General features: G+C 42.2%; 17 protein-coding genes. 9 read left to right on the forward strand and 8 right to left on the reverse strand.

All coding sequences use genetic code 11. The features are described from left to right. Positions 1-86: 86 nt before the first annotated feature. Positions 87-953, reverse strand: coding sequence for a hypothetical protein (locus IPM65_05030; protein QQS43487.1), 867 nt, complete (start codon positions 951-953; stop codon positions 87-89). Between the two features lie 55 nt (positions 954-1,008). Continuing rightward, the gene (locus tag IPM65_05035; GenBank protein QQS43488.1) at positions 1,009-2,286 is read right to left on the reverse strand and encodes an oligosaccharide flippase family protein; all 1,278 of its coding nucleotides are present in this window, start codon (positions 2,284-2,286) and stop codon (positions 1,009-1,011) included. A 61-nt stretch (positions 2,287-2,347) separates the two neighbouring features. On the opposite strand from IPM65_05035, the gene IPM65_05040 reads away from it, so the two are divergent. From IPM65_05040 to IPM65_05050, 3 genes are read left to right on the forward strand one after another with little or no spacing between them, the layout of a single operon-like run. Further along, positions 2,348-3,601: a methyltransferase domain-containing protein gene (locus IPM65_05040; GenBank protein ID QQS43489.1), complete on the forward strand. Its 1,254-nt coding sequence runs from the start codon at positions 2,348-2,350 to the stop codon at positions 3,599-3,601. Continuing rightward, on the forward strand, positions 3,598-4,266 hold the full coding sequence (locus IPM65_05045) for a methyltransferase domain-containing protein (GenBank protein ID QQS43490.1): 669 nt from the start codon (positions 3,598-3,600) through the stop codon (positions 4,264-4,266). The genes IPM65_05040 and IPM65_05045 overlap by 4 nt, the downstream gene beginning before the upstream one ends. After that, a complete protein-coding gene (locus IPM65_05050; GenBank protein ID QQS43491.1) occupies positions 4,263-5,189 on the forward strand; it encodes a glycosyltransferase family 2 protein in 927 nt (308 codons plus the stop codon). Before IPM65_05045 ends, IPM65_05050 begins: the two co-directional genes overlap by 4 nt. Before the next feature lie 20 nt (positions 5,190-5,209). On the opposite strand, the gene IPM65_05055 is transcribed toward IPM65_05050, so the two are convergent. From IPM65_05055 to IPM65_05075, 5 genes are read right to left on the reverse strand one after another with little or no spacing between them, the layout of a single operon-like run. Next, a complete protein-coding gene (locus IPM65_05055) occupies positions 5,210-6,085 on the reverse strand; it encodes a glycosyltransferase family 2 protein (GenBank protein QQS43492.1) in 876 nt (291 codons plus the stop codon). Next, positions 6,078-7,061: a glycosyltransferase family 2 protein gene (locus tag IPM65_05060; GenBank protein QQS43493.1), complete on the reverse strand. Its 984-nt coding sequence runs from the start codon at positions 7,059-7,061 to the stop codon at positions 6,078-6,080. Before IPM65_05060 ends, IPM65_05055 begins: the two co-directional genes overlap by 8 nt. Further along, on the reverse strand, positions 7,048-8,061 hold the full coding sequence (locus IPM65_05065; GenBank protein ID QQS43494.1) for a glycosyltransferase: 1,014 nt from the start codon (positions 8,059-8,061) through the stop codon (positions 7,048-7,050). Before IPM65_05065 ends, IPM65_05060 begins: the two co-directional genes overlap by 14 nt. Next, positions 8,058-9,026 (reverse strand): glycosyltransferase, encoded by a 969-nt coding sequence (locus IPM65_05070; protein QQS43495.1) that lies wholly within the window; start codon positions 9,024-9,026, stop codon positions 8,058-8,060. The genes IPM65_05065 and IPM65_05070 overlap by 4 nt, the downstream gene beginning before the upstream one ends. Then, positions 9,023-10,162 (reverse strand): glycosyltransferase family 4 protein, encoded by a 1,140-nt coding sequence (locus tag IPM65_05075; GenBank protein ID QQS43496.1) that lies wholly within the window; start codon positions 10,160-10,162, stop codon positions 9,023-9,025. Before IPM65_05075 ends, IPM65_05070 begins: the two co-directional genes overlap by 4 nt. Positions 10,163-10,193: 31 nt before the next feature. Here IPM65_05075 and IPM65_05080 point away from each other — a divergent pair, with 31 nt between their 5' ends. Beyond that, positions 10,194-11,888, forward strand: a complete 1,695-nt coding sequence (locus tag IPM65_05080; GenBank protein ID QQS43497.1) for a tetratricopeptide repeat protein — start codon at positions 10,194-10,196, stop codon at positions 11,886-11,888. A 59-nt stretch (positions 11,889-11,947) separates the two neighbouring features. Then, on the forward strand, positions 11,948-13,594 hold the full coding sequence (locus IPM65_05085; protein QQS44724.1) for a radical SAM protein: 1,647 nt from the start codon (positions 11,948-11,950) through the stop codon (positions 13,592-13,594). A gap of 62 nt (positions 13,595-13,656) precedes the next feature. Here the strand turns inward: IPM65_05085 and IPM65_05090 are convergent, their stop codons facing one another. Beyond that, the gene (locus tag IPM65_05090) at positions 13,657-14,691 is read right to left on the reverse strand and encodes a glycosyltransferase (GenBank protein ID QQS43498.1); all 1,035 of its coding nucleotides are present in this window, start codon (positions 14,689-14,691) and stop codon (positions 13,657-13,659) included. Between the two features lie 40 nt (positions 14,692-14,731). On the opposite strand from IPM65_05090, the gene IPM65_05095 reads away from it, so the two are divergent. The 4 genes from IPM65_05095 to IPM65_05110 all read left to right on the forward strand — a co-directional run bounded on the left by IPM65_05095 (position 14,732) and on the right by IPM65_05110 (position 20,358). Beyond that, positions 14,732-15,673: a hypothetical protein gene (locus IPM65_05095; protein QQS43499.1), complete on the forward strand. Its 942-nt coding sequence runs from the start codon at positions 14,732-14,734 to the stop codon at positions 15,671-15,673. Between the two features lie 14 nt (positions 15,674-15,687). Then, positions 15,688-16,941, forward strand: coding sequence for an adenosylhomocysteinase (locus IPM65_05100; GenBank protein ID QQS43500.1), 1,254 nt, complete (start codon positions 15,688-15,690; stop codon positions 16,939-16,941). Positions 16,942-17,022: 81 nt separating this feature from the next. After that, positions 17,023-18,447: a pyruvate kinase gene (gene pyk, locus IPM65_05105; protein ID QQS43501.1), complete on the forward strand. Its 1,425-nt coding sequence runs from the start codon at positions 17,023-17,025 to the stop codon at positions 18,445-18,447. A gap of 69 nt (positions 18,448-18,516) precedes the next feature. Further along, positions 18,517-20,358, forward strand: coding sequence for a hypothetical protein (locus IPM65_05110; GenBank protein ID QQS43502.1), 1,842 nt, complete (start codon positions 18,517-18,519; stop codon positions 20,356-20,358). The last annotated feature ends 18 nt before the right edge of the window (positions 20,359-20,376 follow it).

The raw sequence follows: 20,376 nt of genomic DNA on the forward strand, positions 1-20,376 counted from the left end.
TAAAGTGGAGAAAGTATACGGCACGTTTTAAAGGATTACTCGTGATTGATTCAATTCAACGGCCTATTCAATGAAGTACGTATCACTCAATTGTTGATTTTTGAGTAATAATAGTATACGAAAGCGATATACACTCCCAGTGTCATGACGGCAAGTATTAGCATGAACAAAGGTCCGGATGATTCCGGTCGGTCATCATTTACACTGGTCCATGTCCCTAAAACCGCTGGAGGTTCTTCATAATCCGCAGTGTTTACAGACTCATTTACGATAGGAGCTGTAGGAGTAGGTGAAAATATTACGCGGGTTGAGGATATTGTCTCAGGTGCTGTCTGCCTGCTTGCTGTGAATGTTAGTACTTTTGCAGCAGTCGGGGTTGGTGTTTTGGTCGGGCTTCGGTAGTACGGGAATGATGCCGGGTAAGCCTGACCGGAAGACGCTGCTGATTGAGTCGGAATTACAGACGGTGATACTCCCTGTACTACCGTAGGTGTAGTAATAGGTGTCGGTGTGGATGTTGCAAATGCTCCCTGCGTCGGTGCCGGTATTTGAGTGGGAGTGGGAGTCGGCGCATTAAAATTGATTTCGAATTGCACTGTCTTGACTGGTTCCGGATTGCGGGCACGATCTTCTGAGAAATAGGAAATGATATGAATTCCTTCCCTTTCTATCACAAAAGGCTCAGTGTAAGCAGACCATTCTCCGGAATTAATTCTGTACGCTGTATATGCGACGCCGTGATTTTGACCGGACGGATTGTCTGTTGCTGAGATACTAACTTCGACTGGTGATTTGTAATACAGTCCGTCCCAGTTCCCAATTAATGTCGCGCTGCTTGTCGGCGGCTCAGTGTCCTCTGCTGCATACAGTTTCACCTGAGCTGCTGAAGTTATTGTGAAGAAGGCGATCAGTAACACACATACCCAATGTTGTAATGAGGGGCGCTTTTCCATAATTCTATCCATAGTATGCTTTCAGATTAACCTTTTTATTCACTTCCTGCAAGAGTTATTGTTTTTTAAAGAGATGAAATAGGTATTCCATACGGTTTTTGAAGAATACCAAAAGAAATACAGTTATTGTGGCAAAAGTAAACACCGTATCAACATACATTACCTCAACAAGCTGATCAGCATAGAAAATCAAAGCGCCGAGATATACCGGAAACAGAATTGCCGGAACGAGCGATACAATACTTTTTTTTGCCAGAAAATAATTCATCATAAACATCATCATCACGTACCCGATACCGAACAGACTCGCCCATTCAATATACGGGTACAGACTTAAGAACTTTTCTCCGAATAGTGACTCAATCATCAGCCGTCCGAACATGCCGTAAAAAAGATTGGCGGCAATTCCGCCGACAATAAAAAGAAGAAACATCCCGATGAACACTGCATGATGATACTTTTCATTCTTTTTGCTGGAGAAGAAAATATAACTGAGTGTCAGCAAAGGACCGATCGCATATAAAACCATTTTTGCAAACAATGCCCATGCTCCGAAGATCCCGGCTTCCTCTGCCGGGAACATCTTTTTCACGTAAATAATATCGATATTGTTCAAAAGCGTAAGAATTCCAGTCGCCCCTGTGGTATACCACAATTGTTTGTCTTTGAAAATATCCCGAATCCTTTTCAGCTTATCAGGTACATCGGCAACCTTTCCCCGGATATGCCTTTCGAATATCACGACTCCGAGTATAAATGATATCACTGTTGAAAGCACAATAAGTAAAACGACACTCTTCAAACCTCCGATACCGGCAATAGCAAACAGCGCTCCTCCCAGCTTGATAATTGCCCCCAGAATACTGAGAACGGAAAACCAGGCAAATAGGTGCAGTCCCTGAATCGCTCCGTTGTAAAAAGCCCCTAGAAATGCAAGCAATAAAAGAAGCGGCAGTGCATATCCCGCAATGGGTGTCAGATTCGTCAGACCCGGGACAAAAGGCGTCACGGCAAGCATAAGTACGAGCAAAAACCACCATCTTCTGAGTTTTAGTTTCAGCCATTTCTGCAATGCAATCGTATAGCTTTCAGGATCTTCGGCTGCACCGATTTTCTGAATTAGAAGCATACTGATGACACCAATCGGAATATTCAGAATCACGATATATGAAAACATGGCAGCAATCTCGCCGTAACCCACCGGCCCCAGCGCCCGCCCTGCCAGAAAATTAAAGAAGTAATTAATGAGTCCGACCAGCAGATTCGATACCGTAAAAAGAAAACCGCCTTGGACAAATGTATTTGATCGAAGTTTATTGGGAGTCTGTTTCATGTTTGTCCTTTTTTAAATAATCAGTATAGTAGAATGAGTACATTATAATTCATCACTTGTGATGACCGATCAGAAAAAGACGCATGTTTCGATAGACAAATGCAGAATTTGCGGTAACGGAGATCTTCAAACCGTTCTTGATTTGGGAATCATGTCCGTCACCGGAATTTTTCCGAGAACTTCAGAAGATGATGTCCCTGTCGGTCCTCTAACCCTTGTCCGATGTACCGGGAAAAATTCCTGCGGATTAGTACAACTCAAAGATACATTCGAGCCCGGGATTCTGTACGGTGAAAACTACGGGTACAGCTCGGCTCTCAACAAATCGATGGTGCGTCATCTTGAGGATATTGTGAATTACGGCAAAACATTTGTATCGCTTTCAAAAAAAGATCTCATCATTGATATCGGCAGTAATGACGGGACGCTTCTCTCTTTTTTTCCGAAAAGTACGTATACACTCCTCGGGGTTGATCCGACGGCAAATAAATTTATTGATTCATATCGCGATGATATTCATGTCCTTTCCGATTTTTTTTCAAAAGAAAAGGTAGAATCGGTTTTCCCGGGACACAAAGCAAAGATCATCACGAGTATTGCGATGTTTTATGATCTTGATGAGCCTGTGAAGTTCGCTCTGGATGTTGTTTCTCTCCTTGATGACCGGGGAATCTGGGTCCTTGAGCAGAGCTACTGCAATACGATGATCAAAAACTCATCCTATGACACGATCTGTCATGAACATCTGGAGTACTATAATCTGAAGCAAATCAAATGGATCATGGATAAAATCGGTATGAAAATTGTCTCCATCCGTTTTAATACCGTAAACGGCGGCAGCTTTCAGATCATTGCGGCAAAGAAATCGCATCCGGCTCCGGAAATTTCGGAGGAAATCGAGAGAATTCTACAGGAGGAAAGAACGGTTGAAAAAGATACGCAAACATTTGAAAGGTTCCGGAAAAATATTGAAAATCATAAGAAGGCATTAATTGAGTTGTTAACGACAACCTTGAAAGGGAAATCAGTATATGGGTACGGAGCATCAACAAAAGGAAATGTCATTCTTCAGTATGTCGGATTGACAGGAAAGGACATTCCCTTCATCATGGAAATCAATCCTGATAAATTCGGACGGGTCACACCGGGCACCCATATTCCGATCATATCCGATGAAGAAGTAAGAAGAAAACCGCCTGAGTATTTCCTGGTCCTCCCCTGGCATTTCCGGGACACCATTTTACGGAAAGAAACGTTTTACCGGAAACACGGAACACAATTTATTTTTCCGCTTCCGGAAATTGACATCGTATGAATATTCCCACACTGCGCGCTGCTTTACGTGAACTTATCGTTCCCCGGTTGTATCCTCTTTTTGTCAGAAACGGCTCCGATACGTTTGAGTTTCAGGGAAAAACATATCCGTATCTCAGACATCCGCACAATCGGACCTGGGTCAACGAGAGGATCATTGAAGTACCGTTGGGGCTTGATATGCTTGAGCAGTATAAGGGAAAACGGATTCTTGAAGTCGGTAATGTGCTGTCAAATTACACGAAAAGAAATCATGAAGTTCTCGATAAATATGAAGTTGCACCCGGTGTCATGAACGAAGACATTGTTACATTTAATCCCGGTAAAAAATATGATCTGATTCTGTGTATCTCAACTCTGGAGCATGTCGGCTGGGATGAGACACCGCGCGAACCCGATAAAGTTATTGATGCCGTCAGAAATATGAAAAAACTGCTGGCACCGAAGGGATTATTACTCATTACAACTCCTTTCGGATACAACCCGTACCTTGATGTGCTGCTTCTTGAAGAAAAGCTTCCGGTTGATAAAACCTATTTTCTCGAAAGGAACAATTTTTGGAATGATTGGCATGAAATAAAAATGTCTGAACTATCAAAAACACATTATTCCTGGTCCATCATGCATGCAAACACGGTTGGGGTAAGTTATTGCACATCTTCATGAAACAGATTTCGATCTGTATTCCTACCTATAAACGTCGGGCATTTTTAGAACAGGCACTGTCCCCCATGCTTGATGAGGTTACAAAATACAAACTCGAATCATCTTTTGAAATCGTCATTTTCAATGACAACGGTCATGATGAAACGGATACCTTTATCCGTACGTTGCTTCACAAGTACCCTTTTATCACCTATGTTATGCAGAAAAAGCGAAGAGGACTTCGGAAAGCGATCGAATACCTTCCCGAAGTAGCATGCGGGAAATATATCTGGTTTTTTTCGGATGATGATGTCCCTGTCAAAGGAAGTCTGAAGTACGTGCTGGAGTTAATTCAACAAAAGAAACCGGGCATCATTTTCGGGAATGTCGATGATTTTAACGGAGAGAAAATCACCAGCCCGAATATGCTGCGGATGGATAAGGATATGGAACTTTCAACCAGAAAAGATTTTTTCCGGTTCCTCAGTACCAAATTCGGGAGGATTACGTACTTTACGTCATATATCTCAAACTTTATTATCAGGCGGGAACTCTATGAAAAATATTCTGATATTAACGCAAAATACGATTCCGAATTTAATATGACTCCCCTAGTTATCCCTTTTTTGTATTCGAAAATGGAATGTCCGATTATCATCACTAAAAAACCTATCGTGCTTCGCCGGACCGGTAATGAAAGCTGGGCTGATCCCGATCCTATCGCTCAAACCCTCAGGTCATATAAAATAAGCGGTTTTCATTTCGGGAATATCCAGAGGCTTAACTTTTGGGATATTCCGTTTGTACTGCATTTGTATTTCATCGCGCATACGGTGGAAAGGACACTGATTTCGATGGTCATACAAATCCCTTTCGGTCTGCAGCTAATCAGATTGTATTGGTCTCTTGAGAAGAAGATCTATTCCGTGGTTTTCTCAAAATGAATGGATGCTGAAAGACACTATTATTTTAATTCTTCTGGTCTGAAAGCGAAATATACTGCACGTATCGTTACAGAAGCATGTCCCGGGTCTACCATAAGAAGAATTGCATATGAAATCAGTGCAATCGTAATTCTTAAGATACGTTCTATTCCGGAGAAATTTTTCAGCACGGTTCTCAAACGGTTTTTCCTGATATCAAATAAGTGGTCGGATTTTAAGACGTGCTTCTTATATGTCGATGAACCTTTGTGATAAACGAGACTGCTGTAGCAAACCATACATGTTCCTCCGTTTCGCTTTACTCTCAGACTGAGATCGACATCCTCATAATATCCCCGATACCATTCGTCAAAACCGCCCAGTTTCAGAAAAAATGATCTTTTGATCATGCAGGCAGTTCCGACGGTGTAGTCTACAGTTTTGCTTGTCACTCTCATCATAGGTTTATTCCTTCCTATTCCGTATCCGCTTCCCCACCAACGATATTTCCCTCCGCGGTTGTCGACAACAGTCCGTTTATCGGAAAAAAGAATTTGCGGTTGGATAAATACTTTATTATTTCCCTCACAACACTGAATCAACTCTGAAATCCAATCAGGATCAACCTCCGTGTCATTGTTCAAAAAGATAATATATTCTCCTTTTGCATGTTTTGCACCGAGGTTGAAACCGCCGGTATAGAACAGGTTTTTTTCTGAACGGATATATGAGATTTGTTTATTTGTGCAGTACTCTTTCAGTTTGTCCGATGAGTCATTGGTTGAAGCGTTATCAACTACCAGAATGTCGAAATGGGGGTATCGGGTTTTCACGACTGACTGAATACATTTTTTTGTCAATGCAAATTCGTTGTAATGAAGAATGATGACCGTGATCCGCGGGAATTTTTCAGACATGGATAAACCACCTCCATCCTTTCTGTAAAAGTTTTCGAAAGGTGATCTTCCCGAAGACCTGAACGTCTTTTTTTCTGATGATCCGCTGCTTCTTTTCCAGAGTCCGATATCCATTCAACAGATTCCATCCCAGTCCTTTATAGATTACAAAAGCCGATTGAAACTCACCTTGAAGAAACAGTTTCATTGAAAGTAAAATCCATCCAAGTATATGCAGCGGGACCATGTAAAGGGCAGTGTTTATCGGTGCATCTTTCAAAATATAATTCAGATTATTCTTTGATCCTTCAAAATACACCCGCTGTTTGGTTTGAGCTGTCATACTGCTTCTTTGACGGTGATATACGACTGATCCCGGCAAGTAATTTATTTCATATCCGCCAAGCCATATGCGCCATGACAAATCCGTATCTTCCCCGTAAATCAAATAATCTTCATCAAAACCGCCGGCTTCTTCGAATACCTTTTTCCGGACAGCCATTCCTGCGGATTTTGCACCGAAAACCGGTGTAATCTTTCTGAATTTTTCAGGAGCTTCATTGACACCGAGCTCATACGGAAACCCGAAAATCGTCAAAAAATGGCCGATGCTGTCAAGTTTTTGATCTGATAATCTCAATTCACATTGGACGGCACCTGCCTGCAGATCCTTCATAAAAAACTTCCGTATTGTATAAAGGGTTTGATCCGTTATCTCCGTATCAACGTCAAGAAAAAACAGAATATCTCCTGATGCTTGTTGTGCCCCCTCGTTCCGTGACCGGGACGGTCCGATGTTGGTCTCATGAGAAATAAGACTCAGCTGCTTTTGCTTGTACTTTCTGATAAGGGCAGATGTTCTATCCGTTGAGCCGTCATCAATCACCATGAGTTGATCCCCCGACAGAAGATTCGGAAGGACGGAATCAATACATTTTTGAATATACTTCTCAGCATTGAAACACGGAATGATAATTGAGATATCAGCCTTTGACATATCGGATTGCTTTGTCAAGATAATGAGTAATAGGTTCCGAATTTCCGACTTTTTTCAGTAAATCTTCATCGGAGATAATTCGTAACCTTTGAATTTTTTTCCTTTCACGCAGGGTATCCGTGATATTCATAAAGTTCCATAATATACCCTGCACGAGTTCTCCTCCCGCTCTCAGATCAAACCGAAGCAATATTATGACTGCAAGCACAATCCAGATCCCGACCTGCACAGGTAAAGCATACCAGAGTCTTTTACCCTCAACATTTTTAATAACTGACCGGATGGTATTCCTGCATCCGCGGTACTTCGGCTGAAGCATGCTGTAATATTTTTTTGTTTTTTCGTAAGTCGGATCATTGTGAAAAACGGTGATTGCAGGTTGGTACAGGACAGTGTATCCCGCCAGCCAATTACGGAAACAAAGGTCAGTATCCTCCACCAGCCATTCCATCTTTTCATCAAATCCTCCGATCCGTTCGAACTGCTTTTTCGGAATGATCATTGCGGCAGATTTTCCCGAAAAAACGAACGCTTCTTTTTCAAACTGGCCGGTATTGATTGCAGCTTTCGCACGGTCAATCAGAAGATAAAATGGTGTGAGCAATTCTCCCGCACTGTCAAATCTGTTTGAGTGAAAACGGAGAAGTTTGCAGAGCATAATTGCGTTCGAATTAGTTTTATACAGTTGCGGAACGGTTTCTCCCCAGCCGGGCTGTATTTCGGTATCAGAATCGAGAAAAAACAAATACGTTCCGCTGCTTTTTCTCACGGCATAGTTGCGTGCTGCGGCAGCTCCTTTTTTTGACTGAAAAGTGTAAAGCGTTATCATTTTCCGTCGTTCATATGTTTTGAGAATTTTCCCGGTATCGTCATCTGAGGCATCATCAACCGCAATAATCTCATAGTTTTCCGTTTTTTCCGCAAGCAATGAATCAATGCAGGTTTTGATAAATTGTTCTGCATTTCTTACTGCGATAATAATTGAAATTTCAGGTTTCATATCGGTCGGAATAATCCTACAATACTTCCGGGGATGGCGCCGAGAAGCTCCCGTTTCCCGGTTCTCATGAAAAGAAATATATAGTAGCAATTCTGTAGTAAAACATTGAAGAGAAACCGTAGTCGGGCTGATGAATCAGTTCTTGAAAGATGTTTTCGATAGAAGATAATAAAATTTTGAATACGGTGATATGAGTCGACGCGGACATGAGCTGATTTCTGTACATTGTGAAAGACTTGAGCCTGCGGATTGAATACGTTCGTATACCCGGCTTCAGTGATTTTGCAGGCAACATCTGCTTCATGATATTCGGAAAGTCCCTGAGCAAAGGTGGGATCAAATCCGCCAAACTCTTCAAGAAGTGTCCGTCGTACGGCAAAGTTACAGGCTTCAAGATTATCAACTGATTTCGGTTCCCCGATTTTTTGAACCGATTCCTCAAAATTGGATCCGAGGGTAAAAGCACCGCTACGGGTAAACAGGCTTACTTCCTTCATCTTCCCTTCATAAATAACATCCGTATACAAATACGAAAGAAGCTTCTTCAAAGGATTTGTTGATTTCTCAAAATCATTCAAAAACGCAAAAAGATCCCGGCCATCCATTAGTTTCTTTTTAATAATCGTGGGACCGGTCACTCCTCCTACCTTTTTATCTTCAAATGATGTGAGAATAGCTTTGAGCCAGTTTTTATCAGCCACAATATCATCATCAATTCTGATAAAAATATCATCTTTTGCGTGATTTAAAGCCAGGTTTGCCGCATGCAATAATCCCCGTTTCGGCTGAACCAAAAAAAGATAATCTTTGATATATTTTTTCAGAAGTTTTTTAATATGATCGTTGTCCGTGAGTGACACGGCAATAACGGAAAAACGCTGATCGGACTGTTCTGACAAACTTTTAAGACAGTTTACCAGTTGTTCAGAATCTCTTGAAATCGGTATGAAGATATTCGCTTTCATAAGGCAAGAATGCGAGAATAATAGTTAAAATATTGTACGGCGGTATTCTCAGGATTCCGGCTTTTTGCAAGGTGAATAGTATTTTTGATGAGCATGTCTCTCAGTTTTCTATCATTGGTAATCATTTCAAATGCATCTGCCCAATGGTTATTATCAATAAGCATGCCGTTTTTCAGATGACTAATGTCTTCTTTCAGGTGATCTACATCGGATGCCAAAATACAGGAGTGATATCCTCTTGCCTGATACAAAGGTCCGCTGGAGCCGACATTTATTAATGCAGGATTTATTACTGCATATGCTTTTTCGTACAAGAAATCAAGTTCCGATTCGTCAATTATTTCACCGCGAAATTCAATGGCAGGACAGGGAGTAATCAGTTTTTTTATCGATTCAACATATGTTTCCTGACCCCGAATTGTTCCACCTGCAATTATGAACCGGTAGCCGGTATGTTTTTTCTGAAAATCCGAAAAAGCGGAAATCACGGTTTCCAGTCCTTTTCGCGGTGTGATGTATCCGAAATACAGAAAATACTTCTCAGGATTCCTGTTATGGACTTTCTTTTCGGGAATACATGCCGGAATGACATGGATCTTTTTTTTAGATACCCGGTATTGTTTTTCAAGTAAATGTACGGCTCTTTCGGTATGACAAACAATACCGTCAGTGGTTAGTCCGATAAACCACAGAATGAAGGTAAAAAACTTTCTGAGGAAAAACGGTTTTGCGAGAATCGACTTTAGATGAAAGGCAGAAACAAAATCATCGTTCATATTGTCCAAATCCAGGACGGCATGGATGGTCACAACAACTGGATAACCGAGCATCTTTAAAACGGCAAGAAACAGCGGGAACATGACCGCAGATACTGCTCCTCCGTACATCATAAACTCATGCTGGAGATGAATAATGTCTGGTTTTGTCTGAAGTATTTTTTTGAGAATCGGAACAAAAAAGAACGGACCTTTTTCCCAAACAGGAAATACGGTTCCGCAGCCCTGCAGCGTTTTATTTGCCGGATTTTTTTCAGCCGCAACAAAGACCTCTAAGTCGGAATTCCTGGTCAGGGAGTTTGTAAGTATTTGGGTATAATGACCGAACGGCTGAAGCGTCGAAACAATAAAAACTTTCATGTGTGGGTTCAGTTATTATACTCCATTTCATATGCGTAGTATAATGATTTCCATGGGCAAAAAAAAATGGCGCAACAGAGAAAAAAAGATAAAAGAGGATGAAAAACCGAAATCAGAGGAGATGCAGAAAATTGAAAAATACATGTACCCTGCCATTATTACTCTTCTTGTCCTGATAACATATTTTAACGCATTCAATAACGCATTTGTATCGGACGACATCTATGGTATCGTTAACAATCCGGCGATCGGTCAGTGGAAAAATGTGACTTCCCAAATACTTAAATTCTTTCAGCCGCTTCTTTACTTTTTGATTTATCAGATTGATCCCACAAACCCCACATTATTCAGAGTTTTCAACATACTTGTTCATATGGGGGTTGCCAACCTTGTTTTCATTTTGGTCAAGCGGTTTGTCAATCCGATGGCTGCGTTTATTGCCGGAGCTTTATTTGCCGTACATCCGATCCTGGTCGAGTCAGTCTCTTGGATTTCAGGAGGAATTTATTCATGGTATACCTTTTTCTTTTTACTTTCATTCTATTACTATCTCGCAAGGGACCGTATCACATGGCGATATTACCTTTCCGTTTTTTTCTTCTGGATGTCACTTGTCGTCGGCGTTCCGGCAGTTGTCCTTTCGGGAGTTTTTATCTTGTATGAGTTGTCATTCGGGAATATTGTCAAAAAATGGATGTGGTCTCTCCCCTATTTTGTCCTGTCCGGCATATATGCCTTCCTCACGCTTAAAGGATACGGGACCCGGGTCCAATCGCTATCCGCAACCAATAATTCTGCTCCTGAAGTACTCAATCCGATGATACAGGTACCAGTTGCAATTAGTGAATATATCAGACTGTTTTTGTGGCCGGATTCTCTGACACTGTATCAGTCAGAATTGTCAGCGCCGCCTCTTGAATATACGGTGAGACTGATTGTTTTTCTGACGGTATTCGGTGTGACCGTTTATTCATTTTTTAAAAATAAACATGTATTTTTCGGGCTTTCGATTTTTTTCCTTGGATTGTTGCCGACTCTTACACCGATTTCCATCGCGTGGGTTGTTGCGGAGCGGTACGCATATTTCAGTATGATCGGATTGGTATATATTGTCGGATACGGGCTTACACGGATTCATAAACGGTATGACGGCATTGTTTACGGACTGCTGGTTCTTGCCATCGTAGCGTTGTCGATCCGCACAATAGTCAGAAACAACGACTGGGACAATGAAGACAATCTTTGGATCGCCACTGTCAAAACGTCACCTTCGGATCCTAAATCTCACAACAATATGGGTGATGTGTATGCCCGTCACGATGATTTAGAAAATGCCGCCCGGGCATTTAATAATGCCATAAAACTCAATCCCGGATATCCGGATGCACACCACAATCTCGGGAATATTTATATGAAGCAGGGAAAAACTGAAGAAGCCGAACAGTTATTTAAAAGAGCCATCGAACTCAATCCTGGCCTCTGGCAGCCGCATCAAAATCTCGGAGCAATTTATTACAATCAGGGTAATTATCAAAAAGCGCTAGAAGAAAATTTGACAGTGCTCAAGATGAATCCCAATCAAGTCAGCGCTTATCTGAATGTCGGAGTGATTTATTTCCAGCTGGGTGAAAAGGAACAGGCACGTAGGTATTTTGAGATAGTTTTATCAGCCGATCCCAACAACCAAATGGCCCAGCAAGGTATCATTGAATTGAACAAACTCTGATTGTTGGTATACTGATTATACAATTACATTAGCTCCGCCTCATGTCACAGATGAAACAAATGTCGGTTGCAATCGGATATCCTCCTCTTTCCTCAAAAAAAGGCGTTCCCCTACTGTCTCAGAACAGGCAGTTTCAGTATTTTAATGCTCCCACGTATATTTATCCTATGGTCCCGGCCTATGCTGCTTCCAATCTGAAAAAGCACGGATATCCCGTTTTCTGGATGGACGGCATTGCCGAAAGAAAGACTGAGACCCAATGGTTTGCGGAACTGAAAGAACATAATCCGGATATTTTCCTTCTCGAAACGAAGTCTCCCGTTGTGAAAAAACACTGGAAGATCATTGCCAAAATGAAAAAGCTGCTTCCTGACATGAAAATTGTGTTGGTCGGAGACCATCCGAGTTATGTACCTTACGAGCAGTTCGAAAACAGCAAGGTAGATTATGTCATAAAAGGTGGTGATTATGATTTTGTTTTGGTGAATCTTTTGAATCATCTTGCAAAAGGTGAAAAACTGGAAGGCGGTTTGTACTGGCGCTCTACTGATAAAAGTATTCAGGCAGACAAGAAAGAAATCCGCAAGCAGAAACTCAAAAACGGCGAAGTAATTTATAATTCAGGACCGCCGTCACTGAAGCATGACTTAAACAAACTTCCTTTCGTGGATCGGGACCTTACCAAGTGGGAGCTTTATGCCTATGCAAACGGAAATTATAAATATACTCCCGCAACATATATGTACAGCGGAAGGGACTGCTGGTGGAATAAATGCACGTTCTGTGTTTGGGATCATACGATAAATCCGATCGGTTCGTATCGCAGCTTGACTCCGGAACGGCTTTTTGCCGAAGTGAAACATGTAGTTGATAATTACGGTGTAAAGGAAATTTTTGATGATGCCGGTACGATGTTTGTCGGAAATAAATTGAAAAAATTCTGTGAGCTGATGATCGAGAGCGGCTACAACAAAAAAGTCCGATACGGATGTAATATGAGATTTAATGCCATTCCGAATCAGGAGTTGTATGACCTGATGGGAAAAGCAGGTTTCCGGTTCATCCTGTACGGTATGGAATCCGGAAACCAAAAGACGCTGGATCGTCTGGAGAAAGGAACGAAAGAACGCGATGCGATCATGGGGCCGGCAATGGCCAGAAAAGCCGGTCTTGATCCGCATGTGACGATCATGCTCGGTTATCCGTGGGAAAGTTACGAAGATGCGAAACGTACCATTGAGACTGCTAAATTTGCTTTAAAAAAAGGATATTATGAAACCATTCAGGCAACGATCATCATGCCGTATCCCGGCACTCCTCTGTATCGTGAATGTAAAGAAAATGACTGGCTTCTGACTGATGACTACGAACGGTTTGATATGCGTGAACCGGTGATGAAAATTCCGTTTCCGAAAGAGAAATTACTGGAGCTTGAACAGGATCTCTACTCTACTTTTATGACACCTCAGTATATCGGACGCAAACTTCTCCGGCTTCGATCGCTGCATGACGTGAAGTATTTGTTTTATATGGCATACAAGTTCCTGGGGCATATGCTTGACTTCGATCCGAATCAGACAGAAGTAAAGTTCACATCGCTGAAGTTTTGGCAGAATACCGTCAAACGATTATTCAGTCACTTTACTACATCAAAAACGGCTGTTGACGAGGAGAAAGAACGGATTGCGGCAAGTGTGGGAAGATGATTTTTCAGCTCCGAACCTCCCAAGTCGCACAAAAAATTATATTTTCGCAAGTGCTATGCATCTCAGTCTCCATTATTTACTTTAGCGTCCTGGCGGTTTGTTACATTTGTCATTTTCTCTCTCACATACCCCACAATAAACCAGAAGCCGTAGGTCACATGCGTGATCGGGATGACGAGTATTGCTCCGAGTGCGATAAGAAGATTTTCCGTCCGCAGATGCGTCTCAAAAAATACATATGCTAACAGTCCGCAGTAAAGAAAAAACGGAATTGCAGCTGTGAAAAGATACGGACTTTTCAGTATAAAAAATACAAACAAGACCGCAAGATACAAAGTAAAAAAAGCCGGTATGACATACATGAGATGAACCGAGTTTTGATCTCCTTGAGCCGCAAATTTTCCCCTCGTTTTTCCGTAGTTTTTATGCTGTGCCAGATGACCGGAAAGTGAATCCCTCCTGTGATGAAACACCTGTACGTCAGGGTGATACAAGATAAACTTCTGTTCTTTGACTATGAATTTGTTCAATAATTTACTGTCCTCTCCCGGCCAGTGATGATTGTCAAAACCGCCGATACTTGCAAATATTTCTTTCCGAAGCATCAGATTCATTGCCGGATAATCGTCGACGAACCGTTTCGGTTGCGGCTGAAAACGGTACACGTATGAGCCGCTTCCTACCCAGGTCCGAAGAACAGCATCAAATATCCTCTCCCAGAATGAGACTTTTTCTGGAAGTGTCCCGGGTCCTCCCAGTGCGGCAATTTCTGGCTCCTTTTGCAGAATTTTATGTGCCTGAAACAACCATTTCTTTGAAGGATATACGTCGTCATCGATAAATGCCAACACTTCTCCCTTAGCGTGCTTCGCTGCATAATCACGTTTATCTCCGGGCCTGTTTTTGGCACCGTTAGACAAAATCCGAAGCCAGGGATACTTCTGTGTTAGTTTCTGATCATCTTGTCCCGTAATATCCGAAACAATGATTACTTCAAATGATGTAAAGGTCTGATTTCCGATTGCAGGGAGTGTTTCATCGATAAGAATGCCGGATATTTTCCTTGTCGGAATTATTATGGTAAAAAAAAGAGACATTCTTCTAGTATAATGTTATTTTAATAAGCTTAAATTCAGTATGCCCGATCTTACAAAATCTTCATGCATAATTGTAACAGGATCTATAGCATATGATGATATCATGAATTTCCCCGGTTATTTCAAAGATCACTTCCATCCGGAAAAACTTCACCAAATAAATATTTCGTTCGTTGTGGACCGTCTCGACAAACATTTAGGCGGAACCGCGACAAATATTGCTTTCAATATTACACGTATAACCGGAAAAAAAACGGTCATACTTGGCGCCATGGGGAAAGATCACAAAAACCTGACTGATTTTTATGATGAATGCGGGATTGATTATTCAGGCTGCATTATTGATAAGAAGCTGTATACCTCTACGGGAAAAGTCATGACAGACCGTGCCGATAATCAGATTTGGAGTTATTATTACGGAGCGGGAGCACGGGGAAAAGACGTCCGCTTTGAAAAATTTGCTGAAAATTCCTTTGTCATACTTTCTGCCAATCATGCCGATGCGTTTTTACATGCACAAACATATTGTATAGAACATTCAGTCCCCTATCTCTATGATCCCGGCATGTCACTGACCTGGATTGACGATGAGAGACTTGAGCAGGGAGTCAGACATGCGGCATTTGTTGTCGGGAATGATTATGAAATTGCTCAGATGGAGCGCAGACTTAAAAAGCAGCTTATTGACGTAGTCCCGAAAGGCTGCGGTGTTATTACCACACTCGGTGCTGAAGGAGTTATGTATCAAAGTTCATCAGAAAAACATGAGGTTAAGGCTTTTACGATAAAAGGATTTGTTGATCCGACCGGTGCCGGTGATGCCTGGCGCGGAGGTTTTGTGGCGGCTCTTGCTGAAGGAAAAACGTTGAGGGAATCACTTTCATTCGGAAACGCTTTGGCAAGCTTTGCAGTGGAATCAGTCGGTACGGCTAATCACCGTCCGGCACATGAACAGATCGTCCAAAGGGCAGCCAGTTTATAAATTTCATTAACAATATGAAATACGATGTAACCGATATCGGTTTAGCAAAAGAAGGAAAAAAACGTATTGAATGGGCGGAAAAGGATATGCCCGTTCTCAGACTCATTCGTGAGCAATTTAAGAAAGAAAAGCCGCTGAAAGGAGTAAAACTTGCAGCCTGTCTCCATGTCACGTCTGAAACGGCAAATCTGATGATCACACTGAAAGAAGGCGGTGCCGATGTGTATCTGACTGCCAGTAATCCACTTTCGACTAACGATGCCGTTGCCGCATCACTTGTCAAAGATTTTGATGTACCTACTTTTGCAAAAAAAGGCGAAGACAATAAAACCTATTACAGTCATCTGTATTCAGTCCTTGATATTTATCCGAATCAGACAATGGATGACGGAGCGGATCTTGTCGGGCTTCTTCACACCAAATACAAAAAACAGATTCCCGAAGTAATTGGGTCGACAGAAGAAACGACAACGGGCGTGATTCGGTTGAAGGCAATGGAACAAAAAGGAGATCTTAAAATACCCGTGGTGGCAGTTAATGATAATCTGACGAAACATTTGTTTGACAACAGATACGGAACAGGTCAATCGACGATTGACGCTTTGATGAGGTCTACCAATAAACTGATAGCCGGTAGTATTTTTGTCGTTTGCGGGTACGGATGGTGCGGACGAGGTGTTGCAATGCGGGCACGCGGCATGGGAGCACAGGTTGTGATCTGTGAAGTCGATCCCGTGAAAGCTCTGGAAGCCGTGATGGACGGATATCTGGTGATGCCTCTTGAGAAAGCAATTATGAATGCGGATTTTGTGGTATCGGTCACCGGCGGCAAGCACATCGTTGATGAAAAGCATCTCAAAAAAGCAAAAGACGGAGTCATTCTTGCTCAGGCAGGACATTTTGATATAGAAATCAATAAGGTGGCTTTGAAAAAACTGGCCAAGAAAATGACACGAGTGAGGCCTATGGTAGATGAATATGATTTCGGGAATCGTCGTGTATATCTCGTCGGAGAAGGACGATTGGTGAATTTAGCGGCAGCTGACGGGCATCCTGCCTCAGTTATGGATATGAGTTTCGCGGGACAGTCGCTTGCTGCCAAATACATTTGGGATCATGCAAAAACACTTGAGCCAAAAGTGTATGCACTCCCCTCCTTAATCGATGAAGAGATTGCGGCATTGAAGCTGGCAAGCAAAGGAATCAGTATTGATAAACTGTCAAAAGAACAAAAGCATTATCTGAATTCATGGGAAGAAGGAACCTGAATATAGCTGTTAATTTGTGCTGATAGTTTATGGCTTATAGGCAATGCTGTATTGAGTGCTTATTGAGTGTTATAATATTACATGCAAAAACTAACAAAAATCATCGCAACAATCGGTCCTTCATCTGATTCTCCACAGATGATTGAAAAGCTGATTAAGGCAGGAGTCAATGTATTCCGCTTCAACTTCAAGCACAGTGAGGTCGAATGGCACAGCGAACGCATCGAGCGTGTAAACAAAGTGGCAAAAAAACTGGGTGTTCATGTCGGTACTCTGATTGACCTTCAGGGGCCTGAAATCCGTATTAACATGCCTGAAGACAAGATCAAAATCAAAAAAGGAGAATTGCTTCTTTTTGGTGAGGAAGTCTATAAAGGCAAAGAGAAAGGTTTTTCCATCACTCATCCACAGATAATCGAACACTTAGCAGACGGACAGCTTATTCTTGCAGACGACGGTTATTATACATTCCGCGTTGTCAAGACAGGCAAAAAGACATACCTGAGATCCGAAACGACAGGAGTACTTCCGACCAGAAAGTCCATGAATATCCCGGGAGCAGAGTTTCCGTTTCCCGTTCTTATTGACCGGGATTTTGAGGGGCTGAAACTTGCAGCAAGACACGCAATTGATTTCATAGCTCTTTCTATGGTCCGCAGTTCAAAAGATCTTCGGACGGTCCGACGTGAAGCTAAAAAATACGGAGTGACGGGAAAGCTTGTTGCCAAAATTGAGACTCAAAAAGCATTGGATGATATTGAAAATATCGTTGATGCCAGTGATGGTATTATGATCGCACGAGGTGATTTGGGAGTCGAAATCCCGATTGAGAGGGTCCCGTATTTTCAGAAAATGATCATCAGGCAGTGTATGGTTCAGGGAAAATTTGTAATTACCGCGACCCAGATGCTGCAGACTATGATTGATAACCCCTTCCCCACCCGTGCTGAGATTTCAGACATTGCAAATGCCGTGTATGATCTGACAGACTGTATCATGCTTTCAGGAGAGACCGCAAGCGGTGAGCATCCTCTGGCAGCAGTACAGGTGATGGAGAAAACTGCAACTTTTTATGAACCTAAAACGGATGATGATATCCGAAACAAGATCATGTTCTCAGTGCGGGATACTACCGCCCTTATTTGCGATGCGGCCTATGATCTCTATAGAGATTATGTGAAAGCAAATCAGGATGTGACGGGATTCATGGTATTTACCCAAACTGGACACACTGCAACACAACTTTCCAGATATCGTCCGAAAGTACCGATATTTACTTTCACTCCTACTTCGGGAGTATGTGAGGCTCTCAGTGTGAATTTTGCCGTTGAACCTACAGTGTTCAGCTTCAAAGATACTGCTGAAGTAACTCAAAAAGAGCTCGCGCGGGCTGTGTCACTTCTCAAAAAGAACGGCCACATCAAGGAACGCCGCGGGAAGCTTATCGTAGTCCACGGTGATCAATGGGGACGCGGAGCAGGAGCTACTACTATAAGAATAATTTAAGGATTATTCACTGTCACCTATACGTATCCTATACATATTTTTTAACCTTCTGGTATAATATTATAGGTTATGGAACAAACCCCCTCTCATACAAAAATAATCGGTCAGATCTTTGACGAAATGACAGGTGCCTTCCAGGAGGAAGTACCTTCCATTTTTCCCCGAAAAGACGTAGATCCTTATTCAATTTATGAAGAAGGAACACGCTTGGCCGGTGTTGATGTGGTGGATTTACCAGACGGAAGACAGATTCATGTATTCAGCAGTGTTGCAGCTTCACCTCATACGCTTTTTCGAGTCCCCTATCAGGATTACGATCTTGATGTGGAAGAAAAAAATGAAGACGGGACAGTGTCTCCCAACCAAAAACGTTTAGAAGGTTTTAAATCCGTTTTTAAGCGTCATGCTGTTGAAGCGGGATATAGATCCGCTGAACTGGAAGATACACTTGAGAATGAACCGGTTATCATTGAAAAGGATGGCCAAAACCAAAGTCCTGAGGCGGTACCTTTGGACATGCTTGTATGGACTATGATCAAAGACACCGACGGAACTCTAAAGCCGATTGATATCAATGATTTTGCTTCACCTCTCACAGGAGACCAGCATATCGACAAATTCAGATTACAACTACGTGACGGTAAACTTGAGGAAGTGTACGGTCATGTCATCAAACGTATGGATTTGGCAGCAAAAACACTTCTTGAACTTTACAATACGAACGTTCGGGCAGAGATTCCGTTTTTGCCTGAAAAATTTGAGCAGGATCTTCTTCAGGGAGTGGCCATAGGTTTTTATCGCGGCGATATAACTAAAATGCTCGGGCAATTTAAATTCGACGGATTGGGTAAGGGACCGATGTCGAACTCTTCCACCCATTTCCGCACTACAGTCCATCTCGCAATGGACACGATTGATGAATTACGACAACTTCATCACAGAATATCCATGCAGGACGTTATTGATTTTATCCGTTATAAAGATGTAAACGGCACTCTCACCCGAAGTATCCATTTTGCGGAAAATATCCATATACACGAAACCAAAGACAGCAAAATGAAACGGGCACCCGGTTATAAATCAGAGCCTGAGCTTCTCAGAGAACTTATCCAATCTAATAATATACCGCCGATCGAGCTGTTGAAGCTCATTGATCCGTATGCCTCAATTGCGCATGATTTGATGTCAGAATGGCTTGCGGAAAAAATCCAGACGGAGTTCGGAGACTATGAAAATACCATTGAACTGTTTGCCCATCATGCAGGTAAAAATGAGCGGGCAATACGTGCTTCTGAAGGGGTGGAACTTACGCTTGTCTCTCATGAGCCTGAAGTTCGGGAAAAGGCGCTGGCGAGGATTACGCGCATTATCGGTGAATTTTTCTCACCGATGTGGGAAGATATAAAACTGTATGTACAGGAAAAATTACTAATGTCTCCTGATGAGCAGATTGCAAAGCTGCGGGAAATACAGAATGAATACGGTCTTCCTGATAAGGTGATTGTTGCAATACAAAGACTTCTTCCGACAGAAAAACAGATTCAAAACGTTTTTGATTCAACAACCGATGAATCGATGAAACAAACAATACGATCTATTCAGCAAAAGTATGCACGTCTGAAATCAATTCGGGAAAGTCAGTATGCAGCGTGTAAAGCAAAGATTGATGCAGGACAAGGTACAACTGAAGATTTAACAAATATGATCAGTGCTCTCCAGACACTCCAACTCTTTAATGACTGGAACGAAGGATACAATATTCCCGGCGTGCCGAGCTTCGGAATAACATTCCACAAAGATAAAGAAAACAACACTCATGTTTTGCTTGGATGGCTGCTTTCTATGAAAGGACTGGCAGAGCTTTGGCTCGGTGCAATGGTTATTCGTGAAAAGCGCGATTCAGTCTCATAATAGGCTCCGCTATGTTAT

The sequence above is a fragment of the Candidatus Roizmanbacteria bacterium genome, from assembly GCA_016700135.1.
Classification (GTDB): Bacteria; Patescibacteriota; Microgenomatia; order UBA1406; family GWC2-37-13; genus UBA1450.